23 protein-coding genes are annotated in these 22,274 nt (G+C 72.7%); 13 read left to right on the forward strand and 10 right to left on the reverse strand.

The window, feature by feature from the left end; all coding sequences use genetic code 11:
• Nucleotides 1-8 precede the first annotated feature (8 nt).
• On the forward strand, nt 9-1,679 hold the full coding sequence (locus ACZCAH_RS13850; protein ID WP_464341636.1) for a glycoside hydrolase family 13 protein: 1,671 nt from the start codon (nt 9-11) through the stop codon (nt 1,677-1,679).
• A 214-nt stretch (nt 1,680-1,893) separates the two neighbouring features.
• Nucleotides 1,894-3,162 carry a carboxylate--amine ligase gene (locus ACZCAH_RS13855; RefSeq protein ID WP_464341637.1) on the forward strand — a complete coding sequence of 423 codons (1,269 nt, stop codon included), beginning with the start codon at nt 1,894-1,896 and terminating at the stop codon, nt 3,160-3,162.
• A gap of 7 nt (nt 3,163-3,169) precedes the next feature.
• Here the strand turns inward: ACZCAH_RS13855 and cuyB are convergent, their stop codons facing one another.
• A complete protein-coding gene (cuyB, locus tag ACZCAH_RS13860) occupies nt 3,170-3,991 on the reverse strand; it encodes a cysteate racemase (RefSeq protein ID WP_464341638.1) in 822 nt (273 codons plus the stop codon).
• Nucleotides 3,988-5,295 (reverse strand): carboxylate--amine ligase, encoded by a 1,308-nt coding sequence (locus tag ACZCAH_RS13865; RefSeq protein ID WP_464341639.1) that lies wholly within the window; start codon nt 5,293-5,295, stop codon nt 3,988-3,990. Before ACZCAH_RS13865 ends, cuyB begins: the two co-directional genes overlap by 4 nt.
• A 264-nt stretch (nt 5,296-5,559) precedes the next feature.
• Here ACZCAH_RS13865 and ACZCAH_RS13870 point away from each other — a divergent pair, with 264 nt between their 5' ends.
• From ACZCAH_RS13870 to ACZCAH_RS13880, 3 genes are read left to right on the forward strand one after another with little or no spacing between them, the layout of a single operon-like run.
• A complete protein-coding gene (locus ACZCAH_RS13870) occupies nt 5,560-6,972 on the forward strand; it encodes a glycosyltransferase family 4 protein (protein WP_464341640.1) in 1,413 nt (470 codons plus the stop codon).
• Nucleotides 6,969-7,697 carry a TVP38/TMEM64 family protein gene (locus ACZCAH_RS13875; RefSeq protein ID WP_464341641.1) on the forward strand — a complete coding sequence of 243 codons (729 nt, stop codon included), beginning with the start codon at nt 6,969-6,971 and terminating at the stop codon, nt 7,695-7,697. Before ACZCAH_RS13870 ends, ACZCAH_RS13875 begins: the two co-directional genes overlap by 4 nt.
• Nucleotides 7,698-7,724: 27 nt before the next feature.
• On the forward strand, nt 7,725-8,984 hold the full coding sequence (locus ACZCAH_RS13880) for a glycosyltransferase (protein ID WP_464341642.1): 1,260 nt from the start codon (nt 7,725-7,727) through the stop codon (nt 8,982-8,984).
• Here the strand turns inward: ACZCAH_RS13880 and ACZCAH_RS13885 are convergent.
• The 4 genes from ACZCAH_RS13885 to dnaK form a co-directional block, all read right to left on the reverse strand.
• Nucleotides 8,902-9,339 (reverse strand): heat shock protein transcriptional repressor HspR, encoded by a 438-nt coding sequence (locus ACZCAH_RS13885; protein WP_464341643.1) that lies wholly within the window; start codon nt 9,337-9,339, stop codon nt 8,902-8,904. The two genes, ACZCAH_RS13880 and ACZCAH_RS13885, sit on opposite strands and share 83 nt — an antisense overlap.
• A gap of 79 nt (nt 9,340-9,418) precedes the next feature.
• Nucleotides 9,419-10,435, reverse strand: a complete 1,017-nt coding sequence (locus ACZCAH_RS13890) for a DnaJ C-terminal domain-containing protein (RefSeq protein WP_464341644.1) — start codon at nt 10,433-10,435, stop codon at nt 9,419-9,421.
• Between the two features lie 97 nt (nt 10,436-10,532).
• A complete protein-coding gene (locus tag ACZCAH_RS13895; protein ID WP_464341645.1) occupies nt 10,533-11,210 on the reverse strand; it encodes a nucleotide exchange factor GrpE in 678 nt (225 codons plus the stop codon).
• Entirely contained in the window at nt 11,210-13,069 is a 1,860-nt protein-coding gene (gene dnaK, locus ACZCAH_RS13900; protein WP_464341646.1) for a molecular chaperone DnaK, read from the reverse strand. Before dnaK ends, ACZCAH_RS13895 begins: the two co-directional genes overlap by 1 nt.
• A gap of 440 nt (nt 13,070-13,509) precedes the next feature.
• Between dnaK and ACZCAH_RS13905 the strand changes: the two genes are divergently transcribed.
• Genes ACZCAH_RS13905 through ACZCAH_RS13915 form a run of 3 tightly spaced genes read left to right on the forward strand, consistent with a single transcriptional unit; the run spans nt 13,510 to nt 15,743 of the window.
• Nucleotides 13,510-14,280: a hypothetical protein gene (locus tag ACZCAH_RS13905; protein ID WP_464341647.1), complete on the forward strand. Its 771-nt coding sequence runs from the start codon at nt 13,510-13,512 to the stop codon at nt 14,278-14,280.
• A gap of 12 nt (nt 14,281-14,292) precedes the next feature.
• Nucleotides 14,293-14,730: an MmcQ/YjbR family DNA-binding protein gene (locus ACZCAH_RS13910; protein ID WP_464341648.1), complete on the forward strand. Its 438-nt coding sequence runs from the start codon at nt 14,293-14,295 to the stop codon at nt 14,728-14,730.
• Nucleotides 14,727-15,743, forward strand: a complete 1,017-nt coding sequence (locus ACZCAH_RS13915) for an endonuclease/exonuclease/phosphatase family protein (protein WP_464341649.1) — start codon at nt 14,727-14,729, stop codon at nt 15,741-15,743. The genes ACZCAH_RS13910 and ACZCAH_RS13915 overlap by 4 nt, the downstream gene beginning before the upstream one ends.
• Nucleotides 15,744-15,747: 4 nt before the next feature.
• Here the strand turns inward: ACZCAH_RS13915 and ACZCAH_RS13920 are convergent, their stop codons facing one another.
• Together ACZCAH_RS13920 and ACZCAH_RS13925 are read right to left on the reverse strand one after the other, a co-directional pair.
• Nucleotides 15,748-16,470 carry a DNA alkylation repair protein gene (locus ACZCAH_RS13920; protein WP_464341650.1) on the reverse strand — a complete coding sequence of 241 codons (723 nt, stop codon included), beginning with the start codon at nt 16,468-16,470 and terminating at the stop codon, nt 15,748-15,750.
• Nucleotides 16,467-17,054: a P-loop nucleotide/nucleoside kinase family protein gene (locus ACZCAH_RS13925; protein ID WP_464341651.1), complete on the reverse strand. Its 588-nt coding sequence runs from the start codon at nt 17,052-17,054 to the stop codon at nt 16,467-16,469. Before ACZCAH_RS13925 ends, ACZCAH_RS13920 begins: the two co-directional genes overlap by 4 nt.
• Before the next feature lie 36 nt (nt 17,055-17,090).
• Here ACZCAH_RS13925 and ACZCAH_RS13930 point away from each other — a divergent pair, with 36 nt between their 5' ends.
• The gene (locus tag ACZCAH_RS13930; protein WP_464341652.1) at nt 17,091-17,930 is read left to right on the forward strand and encodes a spermidine synthase; all 840 of its coding nucleotides are present in this window, start codon (nt 17,091-17,093) and stop codon (nt 17,928-17,930) included.
• A gap of 47 nt (nt 17,931-17,977) precedes the next feature.
• Nucleotides 17,978-18,772 (forward strand): phosphotransferase, encoded by a 795-nt coding sequence (locus ACZCAH_RS13935; protein ID WP_464341653.1) that lies wholly within the window; start codon nt 17,978-17,980, stop codon nt 18,770-18,772.
• 22 nt (nt 18,773-18,794) lie between these two features.
• On the opposite strand, the gene ACZCAH_RS13940 is transcribed toward ACZCAH_RS13935, so the two are convergent.
• On the reverse strand, nt 18,795-19,214 hold the full coding sequence (locus ACZCAH_RS13940; RefSeq protein WP_464341654.1) for a VOC family protein: 420 nt from the start codon (nt 19,212-19,214) through the stop codon (nt 18,795-18,797).
• Nucleotides 19,215-19,379: 165 nt separating this feature from the next.
• Between ACZCAH_RS13940 and ACZCAH_RS13945 the strand changes: the two genes are divergently transcribed.
• The 3 genes from ACZCAH_RS13945 (at nt 19,380) to ACZCAH_RS13955 (ending at nt 21,793) form a co-directional block, all read left to right on the forward strand.
• On the forward strand, nt 19,380-19,736 hold the full coding sequence (locus ACZCAH_RS13945) for a hypothetical protein (protein ID WP_464341655.1): 357 nt from the start codon (nt 19,380-19,382) through the stop codon (nt 19,734-19,736).
• Between the two features lie 90 nt (nt 19,737-19,826).
• Nucleotides 19,827-21,164, forward strand: coding sequence for a sensor histidine kinase (locus ACZCAH_RS13950; RefSeq protein WP_464341656.1), 1,338 nt, complete (start codon nt 19,827-19,829; stop codon nt 21,162-21,164).
• On the forward strand, nt 21,152-21,793 hold the full coding sequence (locus tag ACZCAH_RS13955; RefSeq protein ID WP_464341657.1) for a response regulator: 642 nt from the start codon (nt 21,152-21,154) through the stop codon (nt 21,791-21,793). Before ACZCAH_RS13950 ends, ACZCAH_RS13955 begins: the two co-directional genes overlap by 13 nt.
• A 21-nt stretch (nt 21,794-21,814) precedes the next feature.
• Here ACZCAH_RS13955 and ACZCAH_RS13960 read toward each other — a convergent pair.
• A partial coding sequence (locus tag ACZCAH_RS13960) for a class I SAM-dependent methyltransferase (protein ID WP_464341658.1) occupies nt 21,815-22,274 on the reverse strand: 460 nt, incomplete at its 5' end.

Here is a 22,274-nt window from a genome sequence, read left to right on the forward strand (position 1 = left end):
GACCCAGCATGACCACGCAGAGCACGACCACCCCGACCGAGCACGACCAGTGGTGGCGCGATGCCGTGGTCTACCAGGTCTACCCGCGGTCCTTCGCCGACTCGGACGGCGACGGCATGGGCGACCTCCCCGGGATCACGGCGCGCCTGCCGTACCTGCGCGACCTCGGGGTGGACGCGATCTGGCTCTCGCCCTTCTACACCTCCCCGCAGCACGACGGCGGCTACGACGTCGCCGACTACACGGATGTGGACCCCCGTTTCGGCACGCTCGCCGATGCCGACGTGCTCATCGCCCGGGCCCACGAGCTGGGGCTGCGCGTGGTCGTCGACCTGGTCCCGAATCACTCCTCGAGCGACCACGTGCTCTTCCAGCAGGCTCTCGCCGCGGCACCCGGCTCCCCCGAACGGGACCTGTACGTCTTCCGCGACGGGACGGGCGAGCACGGCGAGCTGCCGCCGAACAACTGGACCTCGATCTTCCACGGCCCGGCCTGGACCCGCGTCACCGAGGCCGACGGCACGCCCGGCCAGTGGTACCTGCACATCTTCGACACCTCCCAGCCCGACTGGAACTGGGACAACCCCGCCGTGCACGAGATGTTCCGCGGGGTGCTGCGTTTCTGGCTCGACCGGGGGGCCGACGGCTTCCGGGTCGACGTGGCCCACGGCATGGTCAAGCCCGACGGGCTGCCGGATGCGACCGTGAACGCCGAGGGGCTCATCGACATCCCCGAGGGCGAGGTGCCGGTCTATTTCGACAACGACGGGGTGCTGGACATCTACCGCGAGTGGCGGCCGATCGTCGACTCCTACGAGGGCGACCGGATGATGGTGCTCGAGGCGTGGATCCCCGAGCATCGCCTGCCGCTGTACATCGGCCGCGAGGAGGCGCACCAGTCCTTCAACTTCGGATTCCTGCAGGCCCGCTGGGGCGTTCCGCCGATGCGCGCCGCGATCGAGAAGCCGCTGGCCCTCGCCGACGCCGTCGGCGCCCCCACCACCTGGGTGCTCTCCAATCACGACGTCATCCGCCACGCGAGCCGCTACGGCTTCCCGCCCGAGCACCGCTTCGGCGAGGGCCTCTCCCGCGAGGAGGTCCCCGATGCCGAGCTGGGTCTCGCCCGTGCCCGCGCGGCGACCCTGCTGATGCTCTCCCTGCCCGGCTCCGCCTACCTGTACCAGGGCGAAGAGCTGGGCCTGCCCGAGGTCGCCGACCTCCCCGACGAGCTCCGCGAGGATCCCGCGCACCATCGCGCCGGGGTCCCGGGCCGCGACGGGTGCCGGGTGCCGCTGCCGTGGGAGAAGGACGCCCCGGCCTACGGCTTCTCCCCCACCGGCGCCTCCTGGCTGCCGCAGCCCGCCGTCTTCGCCGAGCTCGCGGTGGACGCGCAGACCGGCGACCCCACCTCCACGCTGGAGATGTACCGCCTGGCCCTGCGCCTGCGCGCCGAGCTGGGCCTGGGGCGCCACGAGGAAGGCGTCGAATTCCCGGACGGCCTCCCCGACGCAGTCCTCGCGGTGCGCCGCGGGAACGTGTGGGTGCTCGTGAACACCGGCGAGGAGCCGGTCGAGCTGCCGGCTCCGCTCGCCGCGGCGACGCTGCTGGTCGCCTCCGGCCCCGGGGCCACCGAGGGCGCTCTGCCGGCGGACACCGCCGTGTGGCTCCGCACCGCCTGAGGGACGGAACGGACGGGAGGGCCCGTCCGGGGAGCGAGCCCGGGCGGGCCCTCGCGTGGCGAGCGGGAGCGTCACGGCGCGGCTGGTAGCGTGAGCCCGCTGCGGTGAGGCCCCGCCCGCGCCCGCGCCGACCTGCCTGTCGGCGCGTCCCGCCCGAGCAGTCCCAGGAGGTCGGCCTCCCGCTCCACCGCCCGTCCCGTGAAGGAGACCCTGCATGTCCGGCACGTCCGCACCAGCGTCCGCCCGCGCCACCTCCGATCCCGGCTTCGACGTCGTCGCGATCGGCGCCGGGCTCGGCATCTACGCCCTCACCCGGGCGTACCACGAGGCGTACGGCACGGTCGCCACGGTGCTCGCGGCGAACGCGCCCGAGCCGCTGCGGCGCTCGGTGACCTCGCGCGTGGTGGACCTGCCCGCAGGGGCCGACGACGCCGCGCGCGTCGCCCGCCTCGTGGAGCTCGCGCAGGCGCGCCCGGCCGGCCGGCCCGCCGTGCTGCTGTGCAACAGCGACGGGAACGTCGAGTTCGTGGCCCGCAACGCCGAGGTGCTCTCGCAGCACTATGCGCTGCGCTACCCCTCCCTCGAGGCGGTCGAGCGCCTCGCGGACAAGGCCTCCTTCGCCGAGGTGTGCACCGAGCTGGGCATCGACATCCCCGCGACCGAGGTGATCGACTTCCGCGACGGCACCCTCCCCGAGCTGCCCGCGCTGCCGTTCGACTACCCGGTGGTGGCCAAGCCCGCCCAGGCCGAGCCCCACGTGCACGTGAGGATGCCCGGCAAGAAGAAGATCTATCCGCTGCACAGCGCCGAGGAGCTGCGCGACCTGATCTCCCGTCTGCACGGCGCGGGCTTCCGCAACCGTTTCGTGGTGCAGGAGATGATCCCGGGCGACGACACCTCGATGCTGTCGCTGACCGCCTACCGCTCCGCCTCCGGCACGATCACCCTGATGGGCGGCGCCCGCGTGCTGCTCGAGGAGCACACGCCGGAGGCGCTCGGCCGTCCCGCGGCGATGATCACGCAGGACCTCCCGGAGCAGTTCGCGCAGATGCGGCGGATCCTCGACGAGGTCGGCTACGTCGGCTTCGCCAATGCGGACATCAAGGTCGACCCGCGCGACGGGGTCGCCCGCTTCCTCGAGATCAATCCGCGGATCGGCCGCAACAGCTACTACGTCACCGGCGGCGGTGCGAACGTCGCCGAGGTGATGGTGGCCGATGCGATCGAGGGTCGCGACCCCGAACCGCGCGTGGGCCTGGACGAGGTGCTGTACTCGATCGTGCCCTTCCGTCTGCTGCTGCGCTACATCACCGATCCGCAGCTCGCCGCCCAGGTCAAGCGCATCGCCCGCGCCCGCACGGTGAACCCGTGGCGGTACCGGGCGGAGGGGCTGTGGCTGCGCGGCTACTCGTACGCGGTGCCGCTGAACCACATCCGGAAGTTCCGCCGCCACTACCCGGAGCCCTCGGCCGACGGGTTCTGAGCGGCGTTCAGCGGAAGTCGGCGGCGACCTGCTTGCCGGCGGCGCGGATGGTGGCCGTCGCGAGCTCGGTGAGGGAGTCGAGGACCGTGAGGCCCTCGACCTCGACCGGGTCCTGCCGGAAGCGGTCGTGGATGACGGACAGCTCGGTGCAGCCGAGCACCGCGGCCCCCGCCCCGAGCTGTGCGACCCGCTCGAGGCACGAGGCGTACAGGACCCGGTCCACCGGGCGATTGGCCTTGACCTGCTCGTAGATGAGGGTGTTGAGATCCGCCTGCAGCACGGGCCCGGGGATCAGGGCCTCGAGCCCGGCACGCTCGAGCGCGTCCTGATAGACCCGCGCGTGAACCGTCCCGGCGGTCGCGAGGACGGCCACCGGCCGGGAGCGGTCCGAAAGGCTGGCGATGACCGCTGCCACGGTGCGCTCGACGATGTTCACGAAGGTGATGCCGGCCAGTGCCGCGGCCTGCTCGACCTCGCTCACGAAGTGGTGGGCCGTGTTGCACGGCAGCACCAGGATCTCCACCCCGGTGCGCGCGAGCATCGCCGCATCACGGGCGAGCACCGGTCCGGGGTCCGGGGCGGCGGGGTCGAGGATCGAGGCCGTGCGATCCGGGGTCGAGGAATGCTGCGAGACCAGCAGGTCCAGGTGGTCCTGATCGGTGTCCGCGGCGGTCGCCCGCACGAGCACGTCGAGGAAGACCGCGGTCGCAGCGGGCCCCAGTCCGCCGAGCACGCCGACGGTCGGCCCGCCCCAGGAAGCGGGATCCAGTCGGCCGCCGAGCCGCTCCGACGTCGGACTCTCCGCGGGTTCGGGGACCGACGCGGTCACGAGACCCGCTCCGGCCGGTAGTACCGTCGGAACTTGCGCACGTAGTTGAGCAGCGCGGCGGCGGTGTAGGCGAGGCGCTTGGGGTGCCTCTCGACCGCGGGGTAGATCAGCGGGTTGCGGGCGCCGCCCGCGCGCAGGGCGCGGCGCAGCTGCTCCTTCGCGTCCGGCTGAGTGGTGTACTTCTTCACCAGGGCGACGGGCACGACGGTGTAGAGCGCCTCCTGCTGCTGCTGCAGGATGCCGTCCTCCCCCACGCCGGAGCCCGGGCCCTCGGTGGGCAGCGAGTGCTCGAGCAGGTCACGGACGTACCACTCGACAGGGTTGTTTCCGCCCGCGGTGACGTAGTAGTTGGAACGGCCCAGGCGCGGGTTCAGCTCGAAGAACTTGGTCGCGCCGTCCCGGCGGTCGTGCTTGAGGTCGAAGTTCGCATAGCCGGTCCACCCCAGGGCGGTGATCAGACGCTGCGCCTGCTCGACGGCGCGCGGGTCGTGGTCGGTGAGGATCGCGGCAGGGTTCCCGATCGCACCGGGCGTGTGCTCCTCGAGCAGGGTGCGGCCGAAGGACGCGAAGCGCACCACCGAGTTCTCGTCGCAGTAGCAGGTCAGGATGCGCATCTCCTGGTCGTCGCCCGGGATGCGGTCCTGGACGATGATGCTCGAGCGGTACCCCGCCGCGCGGATCCGCTGCAGCAGGGCGACGAGCTCCTGCGGGCTCTCGACCGTGTGCACCTTCTGCTTCCCGGGGAAGTCGACGTCTTTCCACTCGGAGACCTCCGCCGGCTTGGCGATCACCGGATAGGTGAAGGGCACCTCGAGGGTGGGATCGACCTCCTCGGCGAGGTCGACAACCCTGGTCAGGGGGTGGTCGACGCCGAGCTCCTCGCAGAGGGCGCTGAAGTTCTGCTTCTCCGTGCCGGCCCGGAAGGTGTCCATGTCCACGTAGGGAGCGATCCAGCGGTCCCCGAGGGCGGCGAACTCGTCCCGCACGCGGATGATGGCCTTGACCGTCGCATCGGCCGAGCCGAGCAGGAGCAGCGCCCCCTCCGGGTGCGACCTCGCGACCTCGGCGAGCACGGGCGCCAGCGCCGCGGGGTCGAAGGGGTCCGCACAGGAGACGTTGGTGATGAACGCCGAGTCCGCGACGTGCCAGCCGGCCGCGCGGGAGACGATGACGCTGCGCCGGCCGTAAGCCTCGTGGAAGGCGCGGGCGAGGGAGTATGCGCCGATGTCGCCCCCCACGATCACCGGGACGAAGGGCCGGGCGGCGGACGCCTCGCGGCGCGGGCTGGGGCTCTGGTCAGGCATGGCGGCAGTGTATCGACGGCGCCCCGGGGGCACCGGGGAGGCGGGGCGTGGACGGGCCAAGTGTGCTCCGTCGAACGCTCCGACGAGCGCTCCGGCACGTGCTCCGGTGGATGCCCCGGCGAGCGCGCGACCGCCGTGTCGCGGGGTCACAGTCGGTTCCCGGTCTCCTAACAGGTGTCCAGGGGGCGCACAAGGGGGGAAATCTCCGCGACGGCTCGGGCGTGCCCCGTCGAGGCCCCGCGGGGCCGACCGTAGTCTCGAGGCATGACCACGACGAACGCCGCCGGCGCGGGACAGGACCACAGATCAGACCAGGGTCTGATCGCGGTCATCCGCTCGGAGGACGCCACCGGATCCCGCCCGTGCGAGGCTCGGGACGTGACCGCGATCCCGCTGCGCCCCGTCGCCCCGTCCGCCGACCGCCTCGTCGGCCGCCCGGGGCTCCCCGGCGAGCGTCCCGGCGGCGAGCACCGCCCGCTGCGGGTGCTGCTGACCACCGACTGGTGGGAGCCGGTCGTCAACGGCGTCGTCGCCTCCGTCGCGACCCTGCGCCGCGAGCTCATCGCACTCGGCTGCGACGTGCGCGTGCTGACCCTCTCCCAGGGCCTGCGCACGCGGCGCGAGCCCGGCGTCTACCGCGTCGGGTCCGTCTCCGCGGCGATGGTCTACGACCGCGCCCGGATCGGCATGCCCGCGAGCCGCCGCGTGCTGCGGGACATCCTGCGCTGGCGGCCCGACGTGATCCACTCCCAGTGCGAGTTCTCCACCTACGTCTGGGCGCGGCGCATCGCCCGCACCCTGGGCGTCCCCCTGGTGCACACCTACCACACCATCTACGAGGACTACACCCACTACTACTCGCCGAGCCGCACGATGGGACGCGCGGTCGTCGCTTCCTTCTCGCGGCGGGTGCTCGCGGGGACCGATGCCGTGGTGGTGCCCACCGCGAAGGTCGCCCGGCTGCTCTCCGGCTATGGGGTGCGCCGACCGGTGCACGTGATCCCCACAGGCCTGGACCTGGACCGCTTCCGCCCCGCACAGGACGCCGCCGAGCGAGCCGACGCCGCCCGGCTCCGCGCCGACCTCGGCATCGCCCCGGACACGACGGTGCTGGTCTCCGTGTGCCGGCTGGCGAAGGAGAAGAACCTCGACGAGGTGCTGGACATGGTCGCCGAGGCCGATCGCGCGGACACCGTCCTGGTGATCGTCGGCGACGGCCCGTACCGGGCAGAGCTCGAGGAGCGCGCGGAACAGCTGGGCATCACCGACCGGGTCCGCTTCACGGGCGTGGTCGATCCGGGCGAGGTGCAGCGCTGGTACCGGATCGGCGACGTCTTCGTCTCCGCCTCTCTCAGCGAGACCCAGGGCCTGACCTTCATCGAGGCGCTCGCCTGCGGCCTGCCGCTGCTGTGCCGTCGGGACCCGTCGATCGCGAGCGTCGTGCTCGAGGGCCGCACCGGCTGGCAGTACGAGACCGCCGCGGAGTTCATGCGCCACCTCGATGCCCTGGTGAGCGATCGCCCCGCCCGCGCGGCGATGGCCGCGCAGTCCGTCGCGCACGCGGGGGCCACCTGCGGTGCCCGCGAGTTCGGCCGGTCCGTGCTGGACGTCTACCAGCAGGCCCGCGCCCGCCGCTCCCCGCGCGTGCTCGCCCTGCCGGCGAGGGCCGTCGCATGAGCATCGTCGAGCGTCCCGTCGCCCCCGGGAGGGCGGTCCCGCTGTCCCGGCCCCGCCGCCCCCAGCGCCCCGCATCCGCCGGGCCGGATCCGACGTCCGTCGCTTCCCCGGCCGCGACCGCCTCGATGCAGGATCGACCGCGACGCGATCCCCTGCGCACCGCCGCCCGGCTCTCCCCGCTGCTCGGCCTCGCCCTCAGCATCGGGCTGGTCTGGTGGGGCCTCGAGGCCGGGGTGCTGCAGTCCCTCGAGAACCTGCAGGCCTTCATCGACTCGCTCGGAGCCTGGGGACCTGCCGCCTTCCTGCTCGTCTCCGCGGCCTCGGTGGTCTTCCCGATCGTGCCCGGCGGCCTGTTGGTGATCGCGGGGCCGGTGCTCTTCGGGCCGATCGAGGGGACGCTCTACAACTACGTCGCGGTGAGCGCGGGCTCGATGCTGAACTTCGCGGTCGGCCGGCACGTGGGCCTCGCCCTCATCGAGCGGATCTTCCCGGCCCGCACGGTCGAGAAGTTCCTCGGCTGGACCCGCAGCCGCCACTTCACCCGCGCTTTCGCGACCGCCATCGTGCTGCCCGTCGCCCCCGACGATCTGCTCTGCTACATCGCCGGGACCACCCGGATGCGCTGGCGGACCTACGTGGCGATCATCCTGCTGTGCAAGCCGTGGGCCCTGCTCGCGTACGGACTGGGCGTCAGCGCACTGCTGCTGCGCTTCCTGCCCTGGTGAGACCGCCCCGGTGAGAGGAGGACCGAGATGCTGATGAGATCCCGCGCCGTGAGGCGCCCCCGTCCTGCGCGCGACCCGCTGCGGCGCTGGGCCGACCGCCTGGTGCACACCGTGCTGCCCGGCCGCCATCCCCGTCGCGACGTGCGCGGAGACGAGCCGCTGCGTGTGCTGATGCCCCGCGGCCTCGCCCGCGCCGCCCACCAGTCCGGGATCGGCGCCGCCATGCGCCATCAGGAGACGGTGGTGCGCTCCCTGGGCCATGTGGTGGTCACCAATCCGCTGCGCCCCTTCGACGTGGTGCACCTGAACACCCCGTTCCCGGACACGCCGCTGCTGGCCCGCTGGGCGCGGCTGTGGCGTCGGCCGGTGCTCGTGTGGGCGCACTCCACGGAGGACGACTTCCGCGACTCCTTCCCCGGCTCGAACGCGCTGGCCCCCACCTTCCGCCGCTGGATCGCCCACCTGTACCGCCAGGGCGACGCGGTGATCACGCCCAGCGACTACTCCAAGGCGCTCGTGTCCGCCCCGAAGTACGGGATCACCCGCCCCATCCACGTGCTCTCCAACGGCGTGGACACGACCTTCTTCCGCCCCGATCCCTCGGCGCGTGGCCGACTGCGGGAGAGCCTCGGACTCGGCCCCGACGCGCAGGTCGTGATCAGTGTCGGTATGCAGCTGGTGCGCAAGGGGATCCTCGACTGGGTCGAGGTGGCCAGGCGCCTGCCCGAGGTGACCTTCGTCTGGTACGGCCGGACGGATGAGCGGCTGCTCACGGCGGAGGTCGAGCGGGCCCTCGCGACCGCCCCGTCGAACGCGATCTTCCCCGGCTACCTCCGGGCGGACCAGCTCCGCGAGGCGTACTGCGGCGCGGACGCCTTCTGCTTCCTGACCAAGGAGGAGACGGAGGGCATCGTGCTCTGGGAGGCGCTCGCCTGCGGCGTGCCTGCCTTGGTGCGCGGCATCGAGCTGTACCGCGACCGGATGCCCGACGGGGTGCTGACCCATCAGGTCGACGGCGACGACGCGGGCTTCGCGGCCCGCGTCGCGTCCCGTCTCGAGGACCTGCTCGCGGGGCGGCTCACCGATCTCACCGAAGCCGGTCGTCGCGCGGCCGAGGAGGTCGACCTGCGCCAGGTCGCACAGCGACTGCGGTACATCTACCTGCTGACCGGGGTGCAGCCGCATCGTCGGCCGCCCGGCGGGCTCAGGGGCGGCGGTTCGGCCGCCACAGCACCAGCGCTCCGCCGGCCGGACGCCGCGGGCGCTCCCCTCGCCGCAGGGCGCTGATCTCCCCGTCGCGGCCGGCGGTGAAGACCCGTCGCTGCGCCGGGGTGAGGGACTCGAGGGCCTCGCGCACCGCGTCGAGCTGCTCGGCGAGTGCGGTCACCTCGTCCTGCAGCTCGAGGATCCGCTTGATGCCGGCGAGGTTGATGCCCTCCTCCTGCGAGAGGCGCTGCACCTCCCGGAGGGTCGCGACGTCGCGGGCGCTGTAGCGCCGGCCGCGCCCGCGGGTCCGCTGCGGGGAGACCAGCCCCAGCCGGTCGTACTGGCGGAGGGTCTGCGGGTGCATGCCGGAGAGCTCCGCGGCGACGGAGATGACGAAGACCGGCGCCCGCTCGTCGAGGCGGTGCGGGGTGACCATGGGACGTCTCCTTCCGTGCGGTGCGGGTCTGCGGGTCGATGCGGTTCTCCGGGCCACGGCCGACGGGTGCCGACGCGCCTCAGCGGGCGGCGGCTTCCAGCAGGTCGGCGCGAGGGTCCTGCTCGCCGAGGGCGTCGCGTAAGTCCTCGACGGCCTGGCGGGCCTTCCCCTCGACATGGCTGGGCACGGCGACCTCGAGGGTGACCAGCAGATCGCCGGTCGTCGTCGCGGTGCGCACGCCCTTGCCGCGGGCGCGCAGGGTGCGGCCGCTCGGGGTGCCGGGGGCGACCTTGAGGTTCACGGTGCCGCCCTCGAGCAGAGGCACGGTGAGAGTGGTGCCGAGCACCGCCTCGTCGAAGCGGAGCGGCACGGTGAGGCGGAGGTTCGCGCCGTCCATCGACCACAGCGGATGCGGCTCGACGTCGAGGGTGAGCAGCAGGTCGCCGGCGGGGGCGCCGCCGGGGCCGGGGCGTCCCTTGCCGCGCAGGCGGATCTTCTGCCCGTCGTGGACGCCCGCGGGGATGCGGACGGTGAGGGGCTTGCCGTCGACGGTCAGGCGCACCTCGGCCCCGAGCGCGGCATCCCGGAAGGAGATGCGCGTGCGGGCGGAGATGTCCTGGCCCTTGGCCGGGGCGGCGTTCGGGGTGAAGCCGGTCGGGAAGCCGGAGCCCCCGCCGGCGCCGCTGAAGCCGCTCGCGCCGCCGCCGCCGAACATGCGCAGCAGGTCGTCGATGTCGGGCGCGGGCCCGCCGGGGCCCGCCGTGGAGTAGCCGCCCTGGCCGCCGAACATCGAGGAGAAGATGTCCTCGAAGCCGGCACCCCCGGGACCGCCCGCGCCCGCCGAGAAGCGGGCGCCGCCCGCACCCATGGCGCGGATCGCGTCGTACTGCTGGCGCTGCTCGGCGTCGGCGAGGACGGAGTACGCCTCGCCGATCTCCTTGAAGCGATCCTCGGCGCGGGGATCATCGGGGTGACGGTCGGGGTGGTGCTTCTTGGCCTGGTTGCGGTAGGCCTTCTTGATCTCCTGCGCGGTGGCGTCCTTGGAGACGCCGAGGACCGCGTAGAAGTCCTTCTCGAGCCAGTCCTGCTGGGACATGGGCATCTCCTTCCGGGGAGGGATCAGGGGCTTCGTCGGTGATGTCGAGGGACGAGGCGGGACCGTCGGTGACGACGGGCCCGCCTCGCCGGGGTGGTCAGGCGGGGCCGCGGGTGCCCACGCGGGCGGGGCGGAGGATCCGCTCCTTCAGCGCGTAGCCCGGCTGCATGACCAGGGTGATCGTCGTGGTCTCCGCGTCTTCGGAGTCCTCGTGCATCAATGCCTCGTGGCGGGTGGGGTCGAACTCCTCCCCCACCTCGCCGAAGCGGGTCAGTCCGTGGGAGGCGAGGACCTCCTGGAGCTTCTGCGCGATCGAGTGGAAGGGCGTGCCCTCCGTGATGTCGCCGTGCTGACGGCCCAGCTCGATGTCGTCGAGGACCCCGATCAGCGAGCTGAGGACGCGACCGGCGGCCGCCTCCTTGCCCGCCTCAGCGGAGGCCTCGATGCGTCGGCGCGAGTTGACGTACTCGGCCTGCTCGCGGCGCAGCTGCTCGGTGAGCTCGGTGACCTGGCCCTCGAGCTCGGCCACCCGACCGGCGTCGGCCGGAGCGGACTCCCCGCCCTGACCGGCGGCGGCCTGCGCGAAGAGCTCGGCCGCCTCGGCGTCGATCGGGTCGGCGGGCGCCTCGGCACTCTGACCCTCGGAGGCGGGGGCGGACCCGGAGGGACGGACGCTGCCGTCCTCCGGATTCACCTTCCGCTTGTCGGTGAAGGAGAACCGCGGCTCGCCCTCGGGGCGCTGTGCGTCGTCGGGAGTGCTCTGGTCCTCGGTCATCACTTCTTCTCCTCGTCCTCGTCCACGATCTCGGCGTCCACGACGTCGTCGTCATCCGACGACGGCGCCTCGCCCGCGGCGTCCTGCGGAGCACCTTCGGCCTGGGCCTGCGAGTAGATCGCGGTGCCCACGGCCTGCAGCGCCTCGTTGAGGGCGTCGCGCTTGGTCTCGAGGTCCGCGGTCCCCGCGTCCTCCTTGGCCAGCTCCTCCTTGGCCGCCGTGATGGCGTCCTGGGCGGTGGTGCGATCGGCGTCCTGGATCTTGTCCTCGTTGTCCTTCAGCAGCTTCTCGCCCTGGTAGACGAGCTGCTCGAGGGTGTTGCGGGCGTCGGCGTTCTTGCGGCGCTCCTCGTCCTCGGCGGCGTGGGCCTCGGCGTCCTTGACCATGCGGTCGATGTCCTCATCGGACAGGGCGGAGCCGCCGGTGATCTGGATGGACTGCTCATTGCCGGTGCCGCGGTCCTTCGCGGTCACGTGCACGATGCCGTTGGAGTCGATGTCGAAGGTGACCTCGATCTGCGGGATGCCGCGGGGGGCCGGCGCGATGCCGGTCAGCTCGAAGGTGCCGAGGAGCTTGTTGTCACGGGTGAACTGGCGCTCGCCCTGGAAGACCTGGATCGCCACGGAGGGCTGGTTGTCGTCCGCGGTCGAGAACACCTCGGAGGTCTTGGTCGGGATGGCGGCGTTGCGCTCGATGAGCTTGGTCATCACACCGCCCTTGGTCTCGATGCCGAGGGAGAGCGGGGTGACGTCCATGAGCAGGACGTCCTTGCGCTCGCCCTTGATGACCGCGGCCTGGAGGGCGGCGCCGACGGCGACGACCTCGTCCGGGTTCACGGACTTGTTGGGCTCCTTGCCGCCGGTGAGCTCCTTGACGACCTCGGTGACCGCGGGCATACGGGTGGAGCCGCCGACGAGGACCACGTGGTCGATGTCGGAGACCTTGATGCCGGCGTCCTTGATGACCTGGTGGAAGGGGGCCTTGGTGCGCTCGAGGAGGTCCGAGGTCATGTCCTCGAACTGGGCGCGGGTGAGCTTCTCGTCGAGGTGCAGCGGGCCGTTCTCGGTCATCGAGAGGTACTGCAGGGAGATCGAGGTGGAGGTCGAGGAGGAGAGCTCCTTCTTCGCCTGCTCGGCGGCCTCCTTGAGGCGCTGCAGGGCGATGCGGTCCTTGCCCAGGTCCACGCCGTCCTTGTTCTTCACCTGGGCGATCAGCCAGTCGACGATCTTCTGGTCCCAGTCGTCGCCGCCGAGGCGGTTGTCGCCCGCGGTGGCCTGGACCTGGATGGTCGAGCCGTCCTCGTCCTTGCTCACCTCGAGGAGGGACACGTCGAAGGTGCCGCCACCGAGGTCGAAGACCAGGATCTGCTCGTCGTCCTTGCCCTTCTCGAGGCCGTAGGCGAGGGCCGCGGCGGTGGGCTCGTTGATGATGCGCAGGACGTTGAGGCCCGCGATGGTGCCGGCGTCCTTCGTGGCCTGGCGCTCCGAGTCGGAGAAGTAGGCGGGCACAGTGATGACGGCGTCGGTCACGGTCTCGCCCAGGTAGGACTCGGCGTCCTTCTTGAGCTTGCCGAGGGTGCGCGCGGAGATCTCCTGCGCGGTGTACTTCTTGTCGTCGATCTCGGTGCTCCAGTCGGTGCCCATGTGACGCTTGACGGAGGCGATGGTGCGATCGACGTTGGTGACGGCCTGACGCTTGGCGACATCGCCGACGAGGACCTCGCCCTGCTTGGAGAAGGCGACCACGGAGGGCGTGGTGCGCGAACCCTCGGCGTTGGCGATGACGGTGGGCTGACCGCCCTCGAGGACGGCGACGGCGGAGTTGGTGGTGCCGAGGTCGATTCCGACGACACGGGACATGGGTGCCTGCCTTTCTGCGGCGGGGGCCGCACGGTCTCTGCGCCGCCGAGGGATCGACGGCCAGACATGAGCTGTACGGACTCAAGTAGAGGACTCCGGGCCGACACTGTCAATCCGAGGGTCATCGATCTTGAGTACACCCGACTCAACTTCGTCGTCATCGGGTTCATTCCCGGCGGCAGGTCTCGTGGCGGAGGTCACAGGTGGAGGTCCCGGGTACCGGCGGTCACCGCCCGTCGGCCGTGCGCGCCGAGTTGCTGCGTCGCGCCGGACGGACGGCGGAGGCGCGGGAGTCCTCCCGGGACGCGATCCGCCGATGCCGCAACGACGCCGAGAGCGCCCACCTCGCGACACGGCTCGAGACGCTCCCGCACCCTCCCGGGTGAGCTTGGAGGCGGAGCCCCACCGCCCGTGCCCGCCCGATCCCCTACCCTCGCTGCATGTCCTCGACCACCGACCCGTCGGCCCCCGCGCCCCGCCCGGAGGACCACTCCGACGAGCCGCCCTCCTCGAGCCGCTTCCAGCGCCTGGACGGGCGGGCGGTGCGCCGCTCCGCCCAAGCGCTCGAGCGCCGGATCTCGTCCCGCTTCCCGGACCGCACCCTCTGGGAGGTGTGCCGTGAGGTCGTGGCGCTGGTGGACGAGATCAACGCGGGCACCGGGATCAGCCGTCGGCGGGTCCGGGTCGCGCGCATGCTCTCCCGGGTCGCGGTGGTGGCCATCGTGCTCTTCCTCGGCGGGGCGGTCGCGCTCGCGGCAGGGGATCTGTTCGAGGAGCGGGACGTGCTGGGCCCGCTGGACATGCTCCCGCTGCTCGAAACGATCATCAACGACCTCGTGTTCGGCGGGATCGCGGTGTTCTTCCTGCTGCGGATCCCCGAGCGGATGGAGCGGGCGCGCGTGCTGCGGATCCTGCACCGTCTGCGCTCCCTGGCCCACGTGATCGACATGCACCAGCTCACCAAGGTGCCCGAGCGGCTCGAGCGCGGCTCGCGCGAGGACGGCGGGCTGGACCTCGACCGCACGGAGCTGACCCGCTATCTCGACTTCTGCACCGAGATGCTCTCGCTCGTCGGCAAGAGCGCGGCGCTCTTCGCGGAGCACACCACCGACGGGGACGTGCTCGACGCCGTGGAGGGGATCGAGGCGCTGACCTCGGACATGGCCCGTAAGGTGTGGCAGAAGATCGGGATCATCCAGCAACAGGTCTGAGAGGGGACGCGGATGGACGGGGTCGAGCTGCAGGAGATCGCCCGGGCCCGGGCGCTGGAGCTGCCCGCCGCTGGCTTCGAGCGGCCCTTCGGCCCCGAGGTCGACGTCGCGAAGGTGCTGGGGAAGGTGTTCCTCCTGCTCATCCCGGTCCAGGAGATCCCCGTCGTGGTGCTGAAGGCGGAGCCGCGCGATGCGGAGGTGCTGCGCGCGACCCATCCGGAGATCACCCCCGGCTATCACATGAACAAGCGGCACTGGATCACGCTGAACCCGGGCGGCACGCTCACCGAGGAGTTCGTGCGGGAGCTGGTGACCGACTCGTACCTGCTGGTGGTGGAGGGGCTGCCGCGCTCCCGTCAGCCTGTCGACCCCGCGACCTTCCTCGCCGGCGACCCCAGTTCCTCCCGGACCGACGGGCCCGACGCACCGGTCGAACGGCCGGCGGCATGATCGGCCGCGCGCTCCGCGGGGCGGGCTGGGTGCTCCTGATCCCGGGCCTGCTCGGCGCCGCGGCCCTGCTCGTCCTGCGCCAGGTCACCGTGGTCCACACCTGGCACGAGTACCTCATCGCCGCGTCGAGCTTTATCCCCCTGCTGTGGGTGCCGCTAGTGATCGCGTGCCTCGGCCTGGTGCTCGTGCTCCGCTCGTGGTGGCGGCTGCTCGGCGCCGCGCTGACCCTCGCGCTCGCCGTCGCCCTCGCCTGGCCGATGCTCCCCTGCCCCGAGCGGGAGCCCTACCCCGAGATCGTGGCGCCGGGGACGCTGAGCGTGCTCTCGCTCAACGTCGAGTACGGCGGCGCGGACGTGCAGGAGCTCCGCAGCCTCTCCCGGCAGGGGGTGGACGCCGTCGCGATCCAGGAGATCACCCCGGACTTCGAGGCGAGTCTCGAGGCGGCCGGGATGTTCGAGACGTTCCCGCACCGCGTCGGCACCGCCCGCGAGGGAGCCGGCGGGACCATGCTGTTCTCCCGCACCCCGGTCGACCTGGTCGACAGCACGGAGGACACCGTCTTCGACAACCTCCTCGCCACCACCACCGTCGACGGCGCCCTCTGGCACCTCGGCGTGATCCACACCGCGCCGCCGCAGATGGGCCCCGAGGCCTGGACGCGGGACGCCGCCGCCGTCGGCGAGATGGTCGCGCCGTTCGCGCAGAAGAACTTGCTGCTGGTCGGGGACTTCAACGCGATCGAGCAGCATCACACGATGCGGGAGCTGACGGCCGACGGGTCCCTGCACAGCCTCGCCGTCGCGGGGCGCGGGCGGGGCGAGGGGCTGTGGGAGCCGACGTGGCCCGTCGGCCGCACCGCGCCGCCCTTCGCGCGGATCGACCATGCGCTGGCCGGGGAGGGCGTCTCGGGCCCGGTGCCGACCTATCTGACGGTCCCGGGCACCGACCACCGGGCCCTGCTGGTGCGCGCCGCCCCGGCGCTCGGAGGCACCGCGACCGACGCGGTCTCCTGACAGGTCAGGCGCTCTCGGCGCGGCGCACCATCTCGTCGATCCAGATCGGGGCGAAGGGCGAGGTGCAGTTCGGCGGGGTCGGGTAGTCCTTCAGCACCTCGAGCCGCTCGCCGATCGCGACGGCGCGCCCGCGCCGGGAGGCATCGTGGATGCCGATCTCGGCGAGGCACTGGTTCATCGCCCACTGCAGGCGCTCGGGGGCGTCCTTCATCTCCGCCTCGATCTGATCGAGGAGGGCGTCGAGATCGAGGCCGTCCGGCACCTCGCCGGCGGGGGCTTTCGCCACCCGGTCGCTGGTCAGCGCCCAGCCGGCGCTCGCGACGACGGGATCGGCGTCGGCGAACCAGGTCTCGCGCAGCGCATCGCGGTGCGGACTCTTCTTCCCCAGGTAGCTGACGAGCCACTCGTGGACCTTCGGGGTGGGTGCCTCGCGCAGCATCGCATCGAGTTCCGCCTCGCTGTACTGCGTGGGCCGGGAGATCAGCAGGGCGAGCAGCTTCGGGGTGGAGTCCTCGGCAGGCGACTCCCATAGGGCGCGGGCGAGATCGGGCTGGGTCTTCAACCGCTTCGCGACCGCGCGGAGCTTCGTGAGGTTCACGGCGTGGTCGTCGCCGCGCTTCGCATTGACCGCGCGCATGCGGTCGTCGGCGAGCGCGGCGAGCTCCTCGTGGAGCGCGGCGACCTCGGCGGCGAGCTCGGACTCGGTGCGCTGCGGGGCGGCGGTCATGGGTGCTCCTGCGGGATCTCGGGGGCATGCAGGATACGGCTGAGCGCCGTGACCAACTCCTCGCGGGGGCGTGCCGCCTCGAGCCGATGCGCCCGGGGACGGCCCGCGAGCAGCGTGTCGAGCGCGGTGGCGTGGACGGCGGCGTCGGCCGGTCCGACGTGACGATCGTTGGCGGCCTGCTCGGGCCGGTCGGGCGCGGCCCGTCGGGCGGCCAGGCGCTCGGCGAGAGTCGACGGATCGGCCACGAGCGCGGCCTCGACGAAGCGCGCCCCGTGCTCCTCGGCGAGCGCCTCGAGCTGGTCGAGGAACGCGGTGCGCGCGAGGTACTGACCGATCAGCACGTCGTGCCCGTCGGCGAGGTGTCGACCGGCGAGGGCGAGCGCGAGGCGCCGTGCCTGGAGGCCCGCGGCCGGGAGGTCCTCCTCCCAATCCCCGAGGGAGTGCTTCAGCTGGTCGACGTCGAGGGCGAGCGCGAGGGGACGCCGCGCCGCGAGGAGCGCGGCGAGGGTGGACTTGCCGCTGCCGGGGGCACCGTTGAGCAGCAGGAGGACGGGGGCGTTCACAGCGCCGGCCAGTGCTGTCATCCCGTCATTCTGCGCGACCGCGACCACAATGTCCCCATGAGCTCCTCCTCTGCCCCGTCCTTCCCCGGCTCGCCGCGCCAGGCGAAGCTGTCCTTCTCCGATCAGCCCGCCTGGATCGTCGCCGACGAGGTCGTGGGCGGCTGGACCCTGCTGATCGGCGGGGTGGAGCAGTCCCATGTGGATCTCGAGGACCCGACGCGGCTGGTCCACGAGTACCTGCGACGGATGGGGAACGTGCTCGACGCGGTGCGGCCGACCGGGGAACCGCTGCGCATCGCGCACCTCGGCGGCGGGGCGCTGACCCTGGTCCGGTACGTGCAGGCGACCCGGCCCGGCTCGGCGCAGCTGGTGGTCGAGATCGAGCGGGAGCTGCCCGGCCTCGTCACCGCGGCGCTGCCGCTGCCGGAGGGGACCGATCTCGAGGTCGTGATCGGGGACGCGCGGGAGGAACTCGCCGCCCTGACGGACAGGTGCTTCGACGCGATCGTGCTCGACGTCTTCTCCGGGGAGAAGTCCCCCGCCCATCTGGCGACCGCCGCGTTCTACGCCGAGGCGCTCGCGCACCTGGAGGCGGACGGTCTGCTGCTCGTGAACGTCGGGGACGACGCCGGCCAGCGCTTCCTCGCGGCGCAGGTGCGCGAGCTGGAGGAGGCGGCGGCGGGCGCGGGCCTGCCCGGGGTGTGGGCCCTCACCGACGCGCAGCTGCTGCGCCGCCCGGCCGACGGCAACGTCGTGCTGCTCGCGGGCGGGGCGCTCGCCTCCCCCGAGGTGGAGGAGTGGCGTGCGGCCTGGCTCGCGGCGGGACCTCACCCGGCGGCCGTGCTGGACCCGGTGGAGACCGCGCGCGCTGTCGGGGCGGGGCGCCCGCGCCCCTGATCCGCCGCGGCACGAGGAGACAGGGCTGCGCGGCAGACGGAGAGGCCATGCCCGGCTTCGACGAGCGCCCGCGCTACGGTGACGCCATGGAGCACGAGGAGCCGCTCGAGGGCGGGAACGCGACCGCCGGGGTGGTCCGCGTCGGGACGACGGTGCGCAAGCCCTGGGAGCGCGCCACGCCCGCGGTCCACGAGCTCCTGCGCGCGGTCGCGGCCGCAGGGATCGACGTCCCCGCACCGCTCGGACGGGACGAGCAGGGCAGACAGATCCTCGAGTACGTCCCCGGCGCCCTCGCCCTGGGAGGGCCGCGGCTTTCGGAGGGCGAGCTCACGCGGGTCGGGGCGATGATCCGCTCCATCCATGACGCCTGCGAGGGGTTCCGCCCCGCGGAGGAGCCGGGCTGGGTCCCGCTGATCCCGCAGCCGGGGACCGACGCGGATCTGGTGTGCCACGGGGATCTCACCCCCTGGAACCTGGTGATCGGCGAGCGCTGGGTGTTCATCGACTGGGACGGTGCGGCGCCGAGCACGCGCCTGTGGGACCTCGCATATTCCGCCCAGGCCTTCACCCTCAACGACGTGGAGGAGAGTCCCCACTCGGCGGCGCCCCGCCTGGCCGCGCTGGTCGACGGCTACGGCGCAGGCCCGGCGCTGCGCGCCGAGCTCCCGTCGGCGATGGCGGAGCGCACCACGGCGATGCACGAGCTCCTGCGCCGGTCCCATGCCGAGGGTCGCGAGCCGTGGGGGACGATGTTCACCACCGGGCACGGCGCGCACTGGCGCGCCGTGGCCGAACACGTCGCCCGGCACCGGGACCTCTGGGCCGGGGCACTGCGACGCTGAGCGCGAGCGGCTGCGGAGCTGGTCAGGAGCCCCGGGAGGAGAGGACGCAGAACTCGTTGCCCTCGGGATCGGCGAGGACGGTCCACGTGACCTCGTCCTCGTCCTGACCCACGTCCACCCGGCGGGCGCCGAGCGCAATCAGCCTCTCGATCTGCGCGTCCCGGTCGTCCTCGAGATGCGGGGCGAGATCGAGGTGCAGCCGGTTCTTCACGGCCTTGCGCTCGGGCACCGCGACGAAGCACAGCCCCGGCGGCGTCCGATGCCACTCCGCGGCCGGGACCGACTCCCGCTCCCGGATCTCGGGCGGCAGGTCGCCGGGGATCACCACTGCCTCCTCGGCGGACTCGAAGACCACCTCGCCCTCGAGCGCCTGCGCCCACCAGCGGGCCTGGGCGGTCGGGTCGATGCTGTCGAGGACGACGGTGTACCAGCGCAGCTTCATGGCGGCCTCCCGGGGCACGGACCGTGCACGGTGCAGGGTCCGAGGAGATCACCGTAGGCCCGGCGGATCCTCGGCGGAAGGGATCCGGCGAGACCGGCGGCGCGTCGGAGGCCGACCCCTCCGACCGCCCCCTCCGGCGTCGGACCCCCTCCCTAGGGTGCGAGCATGTCGCGCACGCGTCCTTCCCCCGCACGCCCCGTCCTCCCCCACCGGCCCACCACCGGCCCCGCCTCCCCACAGGCGGAGCGCGAGCGGATCCGCACGCTGCTGCTCGAGAGCCGCCCGGATCTGCACCGCCGCCTGCAGGTCTCGCCGAGCGGCGCGCTGCTCATCCCCCTCGCCGCGGGACGCAGCATCGAGATTGGGCGGATGCGGCGTCGGGGGGTGGCGCGCTGGGTGGTCGCCGCTCCCACGGCCGACGGGGCCCACCTGCACGAGCCGGCGACCCTCCCCGCCGTGGTGCGGACCGTGCTGGCGGCGCTGGGCCGCGCTGAGCGGCAGGACCGCCCCGCGCCGCGCTGACCACCGGCCCTGACGATGTCGGGCCAGCCCGACATCCTCCGGCCCGGTGGCAGGATGGGGACCGGAGCCGTCCGGCGCCAGAGTGGAGCCATGACCTCGATGACCCTCCCCCACCCGTCGGCGGACCCCGCCGCGCAGCCGGCGCGCCCCGTCCCGCGGTGGACGCCGGGCGCCTGGGCCTCCCGGATCGGCCGCTTCCTCGCCTACTCATTCCTCGCCGTGGTGCTCGGCACCGTGGGCTTCTCCCTCGTGATCACGCTGCTCACGGCCGGCATCGGCACCGTGGTGGTGTGGATCGGCCTGCCGATCCTGGTGGGCGGCGTGCTCGTGGCCCGCGGCTTCGCGAGCGCCGAACGGACACTGCAGTCCGTCGTCCTCGGTCATCACCTGCCGACCCCGCTGCCGAAGCGGGCACCTGCCGGAGCCGGCTGGATGCGGCGGACGGTCACCCCGCTCACCGACCCCCAGCGCTGGCTGGACTCGCTGTGGGTGCTGGTGAACTTCCTCCTCTCGCTGATCACCTTCCCCCTCGCGCTCGCCTGGGTCCTCGGCGCGATCGGGACCGTCGGCGGACCGCTCGCGACCCTGATCCTCGAGAACGTGCTGCCCGCCGAGGACCGCAGCGCCTTCGCGGACCTGCTCGGCGTCACCGGGCCCCTGGCACTGACCATCGACATCACGCTCCAGGTCGTCGTAGGCCTACTCTTCCTGCTCACCGTCGGCCCCGTGACGAGGGGCCTGACCGCTCTGCACCGCAGCGTCGGCCGCGGCCTGCTCAGCTCCCGCTACGAGGAGCAGCAGCTCCTGGTGCGCGCCGAGGAGTCGCGGGCGGCGGGCCGCTCCGCCGAGTCGACCGCCCTGCGGCGGCTCGAGCGGGACCTGCACGACGGACCCCAGCAGCGGCTGGTCCGCGCCTCGATGGATCTGGCGCGCGTCGAGGCGCTCGCCGTCAAGGATCCGGAGCGAGCGCAGCAGGTTCTGCGCGAGACCCGCGAGCAGCTCAGCTCGACCCTGGACGAGCTGCGTCGGCTCTCCCGCGGCATCGCCCCGCCGATCCTCGTGGACCGGGGGCTGCCCGCCGCGCTGCAGGAGCTCGCCGCGATCTCCCCCCTCCCCACACGGGTCGAGGTGCCCGAGCTCGATCTGCCCGAGCACGTCGAGATCGGCCTCTACTACGTGGTGTCCGAGGCTCTGACCAATGCCGCCAAGCACTCCGGTGCCACCGAGGTCGTGGTGGAGGTGGCGCGGATCGGGGAGGATGTGCGCGTGAGGATCGAGGACGACGGACGCGGCGGGGCCGAGCCCCGCACCGGCGGCGGGCTCGCCGGGCTCGCGGGGCGGGTCGCCTCGCTCGAAGGGCGCCTCGACGTCCGGTCCCCCGCCGGGCACGGCACCCGGATCGAGGCGGTGATCCCGTGCGGGTCCTGATCGCCGACGACTCCGCGCTGCTGCGCGAGGGGCTGCGCCTCCTGCTCGAGGAGGCCGACCACGAGGTGGTGGGCACCGCCGCGACCGGCACCGAACTGGTCGTGAAGGCGCTGGACCTGCGGCCGGACCTGGTCATCTCCGACATCCGGATGCCGCCGTCGCACAGCGACGAGGGGCTGCGGGCCGCGCAGGAGATCCGTGCCAGCTGGCCCGAGGCGCCGATCGTGCTGCTCAGCCAGTACGTCGTGGTCGGCTACGCGACGGAGCTGATCGAGTCCGGGGAGCGGGCGACCGGCTACCTGCTCAAGGATCGCGTGTTCGACCTGCGCGGCTTCCTCGAGTCGATCGAGCGGGTCGCCGCGGGCGGTGTCGCGATCGATCCCGACGTGGTGGCCCAGGTGCTCGCCTCGCGGCGGCGCACCCCGCTCGACGATCTCACCCCGCGCGAGCGGGAGGTGCTCGAGCTGATGGGCGAGGGGCTCACGAACGCCGGGATCTCGCAGCGGCTGTTCCTCAGCACCGGGGCGGTCGAGAAGCACACCCAGCGACTCTTCGCGAAGCTCGGGCTGCGCGAGGACTCCGGGGTGCACCGCCGCGTGACCGCGGTGCTGACGCTCCTGGGGCGGTGAGGACCGGGCCCGACGCCGGGTTCAGCGCAGCTTGCGCGCCAGCGTGGTGATGACGTGCCAGTGTTTGCGGTCCTCGAGGAAGCGGCCGTCCTCGTCGCGGATCGAGCGGTCGATCACCTGGAAGTCGCGGAACATCTCGTCGACCTGCTCGAGCGGGAGGGTCGCGATGTCCGGGCGGTCCGCCCAGGTGTCATTGACGCCGAAGACGTCCACCGCCATCACCCCGCCGCGGGGCAGGGCGTCCACGAGGCGCTGCCAGGTGACCGCGAGCGCCTCGGGCCCCAGCAGGGACAGCGTGTACGTCGAGTAGACGATCTGCGCGGCCGGGAACTCCTCGACTTCGGCGATGTCCCCGTGGTGGAAGCGCACCGATCCGGGCATCCGCTCGTTCTCGACGAGCCGGGCGGCGAGGGTGTCATCGGTGTCGTAGGCGTGCACGGTCCAGCCGTGCCGCGCGAACTGCAGGGAGTCGGGGGGGGGG

It is taken from the genome of Brachybacterium sp. B718/18 (assembly GCF_055454375.1).

Coding starts and splice junctions, on each gene's coding strand:
- ACZCAH_RS13880 (WP_464341642.1), top strand. CDS start 7,725: ATGCTGATGAGATCCCGCGCCGTGAGGCGCCCCCGTCCTGCGCGCGAC.
- ACZCAH_RS13935 (WP_464341653.1), top strand. CDS start 17,978: ATGCCCGGCTTCGACGAGCGCCCGCGCTACGGTGACGCCATGGAGCAC.
- ACZCAH_RS13910 (WP_464341648.1), top strand. CDS start 14,293: ATGGACGGGGTCGAGCTGCAGGAGATCGCCCGGGCCCGGGCGCTGGAG.
- dnaK (WP_464341646.1), bottom strand. CDS start 13,069: ATGTCCCGTGTCGTCGGAATCGACCTCGGCACCACCAACTCCGCCGTC.
- ACZCAH_RS13950 (WP_464341656.1), top strand. CDS start 19,827: ATGACCTCGATGACCCTCCCCCACCCGTCGGCGGACCCCGCCGCGCAG.
- ACZCAH_RS13895 (WP_464341645.1), bottom strand. CDS start 11,210: ATGACCGAGGACCAGAGCACTCCCGACGACGCACAGCGCCCCGAGGGC.
- ACZCAH_RS13905 (WP_464341647.1), top strand. CDS start 13,510: ATGTCCTCGACCACCGACCCGTCGGCCCCCGCGCCCCGCCCGGAGGAC.
- ACZCAH_RS13875 (WP_464341641.1), top strand. CDS start 6,969: ATGAGCATCGTCGAGCGTCCCGTCGCCCCCGGGAGGGCGGTCCCGCTG.
- ACZCAH_RS13940 (WP_464341654.1), bottom strand. CDS start 19,214: ATGAAGCTGCGCTGGTACACCGTCGTCCTCGACAGCATCGACCCGACC.
- ACZCAH_RS13920 (WP_464341650.1), bottom strand. CDS start 16,470: ATGACCGCCGCCCCGCAGCGCACCGAGTCCGAGCTCGCCGCCGAGGTC.
- ACZCAH_RS13930 (WP_464341652.1), top strand. CDS start 17,091: ATGAGCTCCTCCTCTGCCCCGTCCTTCCCCGGCTCGCCGCGCCAGGCG.
- ACZCAH_RS13925 (WP_464341651.1), bottom strand. CDS start 17,054: ATGACAGCACTGGCCGGCGCTGTGAACGCCCCCGTCCTCCTGCTGCTC.
- ACZCAH_RS13885 (WP_464341643.1), bottom strand. CDS start 9,339: ATGGTCACCCCGCACCGCCTCGACGAGCGGGCGCCGGTCTTCGTCATC.
- ACZCAH_RS13945 (WP_464341655.1), top strand. CDS start 19,380: ATGTCGCGCACGCGTCCTTCCCCCGCACGCCCCGTCCTCCCCCACCGG.
- ACZCAH_RS13870 (WP_464341640.1), top strand. CDS start 5,560: ATGACCACGACGAACGCCGCCGGCGCGGGACAGGACCACAGATCAGAC.
- ACZCAH_RS13850 (WP_464341636.1), top strand. CDS start 9: ATGACCACGCAGAGCACGACCACCCCGACCGAGCACGACCAGTGGTGG.
- ACZCAH_RS13865 (WP_464341639.1), bottom strand. CDS start 5,295: ATGCCTGACCAGAGCCCCAGCCCGCGCCGCGAGGCGTCCGCCGCCCGG.
- ACZCAH_RS13915 (WP_464341649.1), top strand. CDS start 14,727: ATGATCGGCCGCGCGCTCCGCGGGGCGGGCTGGGTGCTCCTGATCCCG.
- ACZCAH_RS13855 (WP_464341637.1), top strand. CDS start 1,894: ATGTCCGGCACGTCCGCACCAGCGTCCGCCCGCGCCACCTCCGATCCC.
- ACZCAH_RS13890 (WP_464341644.1), bottom strand. CDS start 10,435: ATGTCCCAGCAGGACTGGCTCGAGAAGGACTTCTACGCGGTCCTCGGC.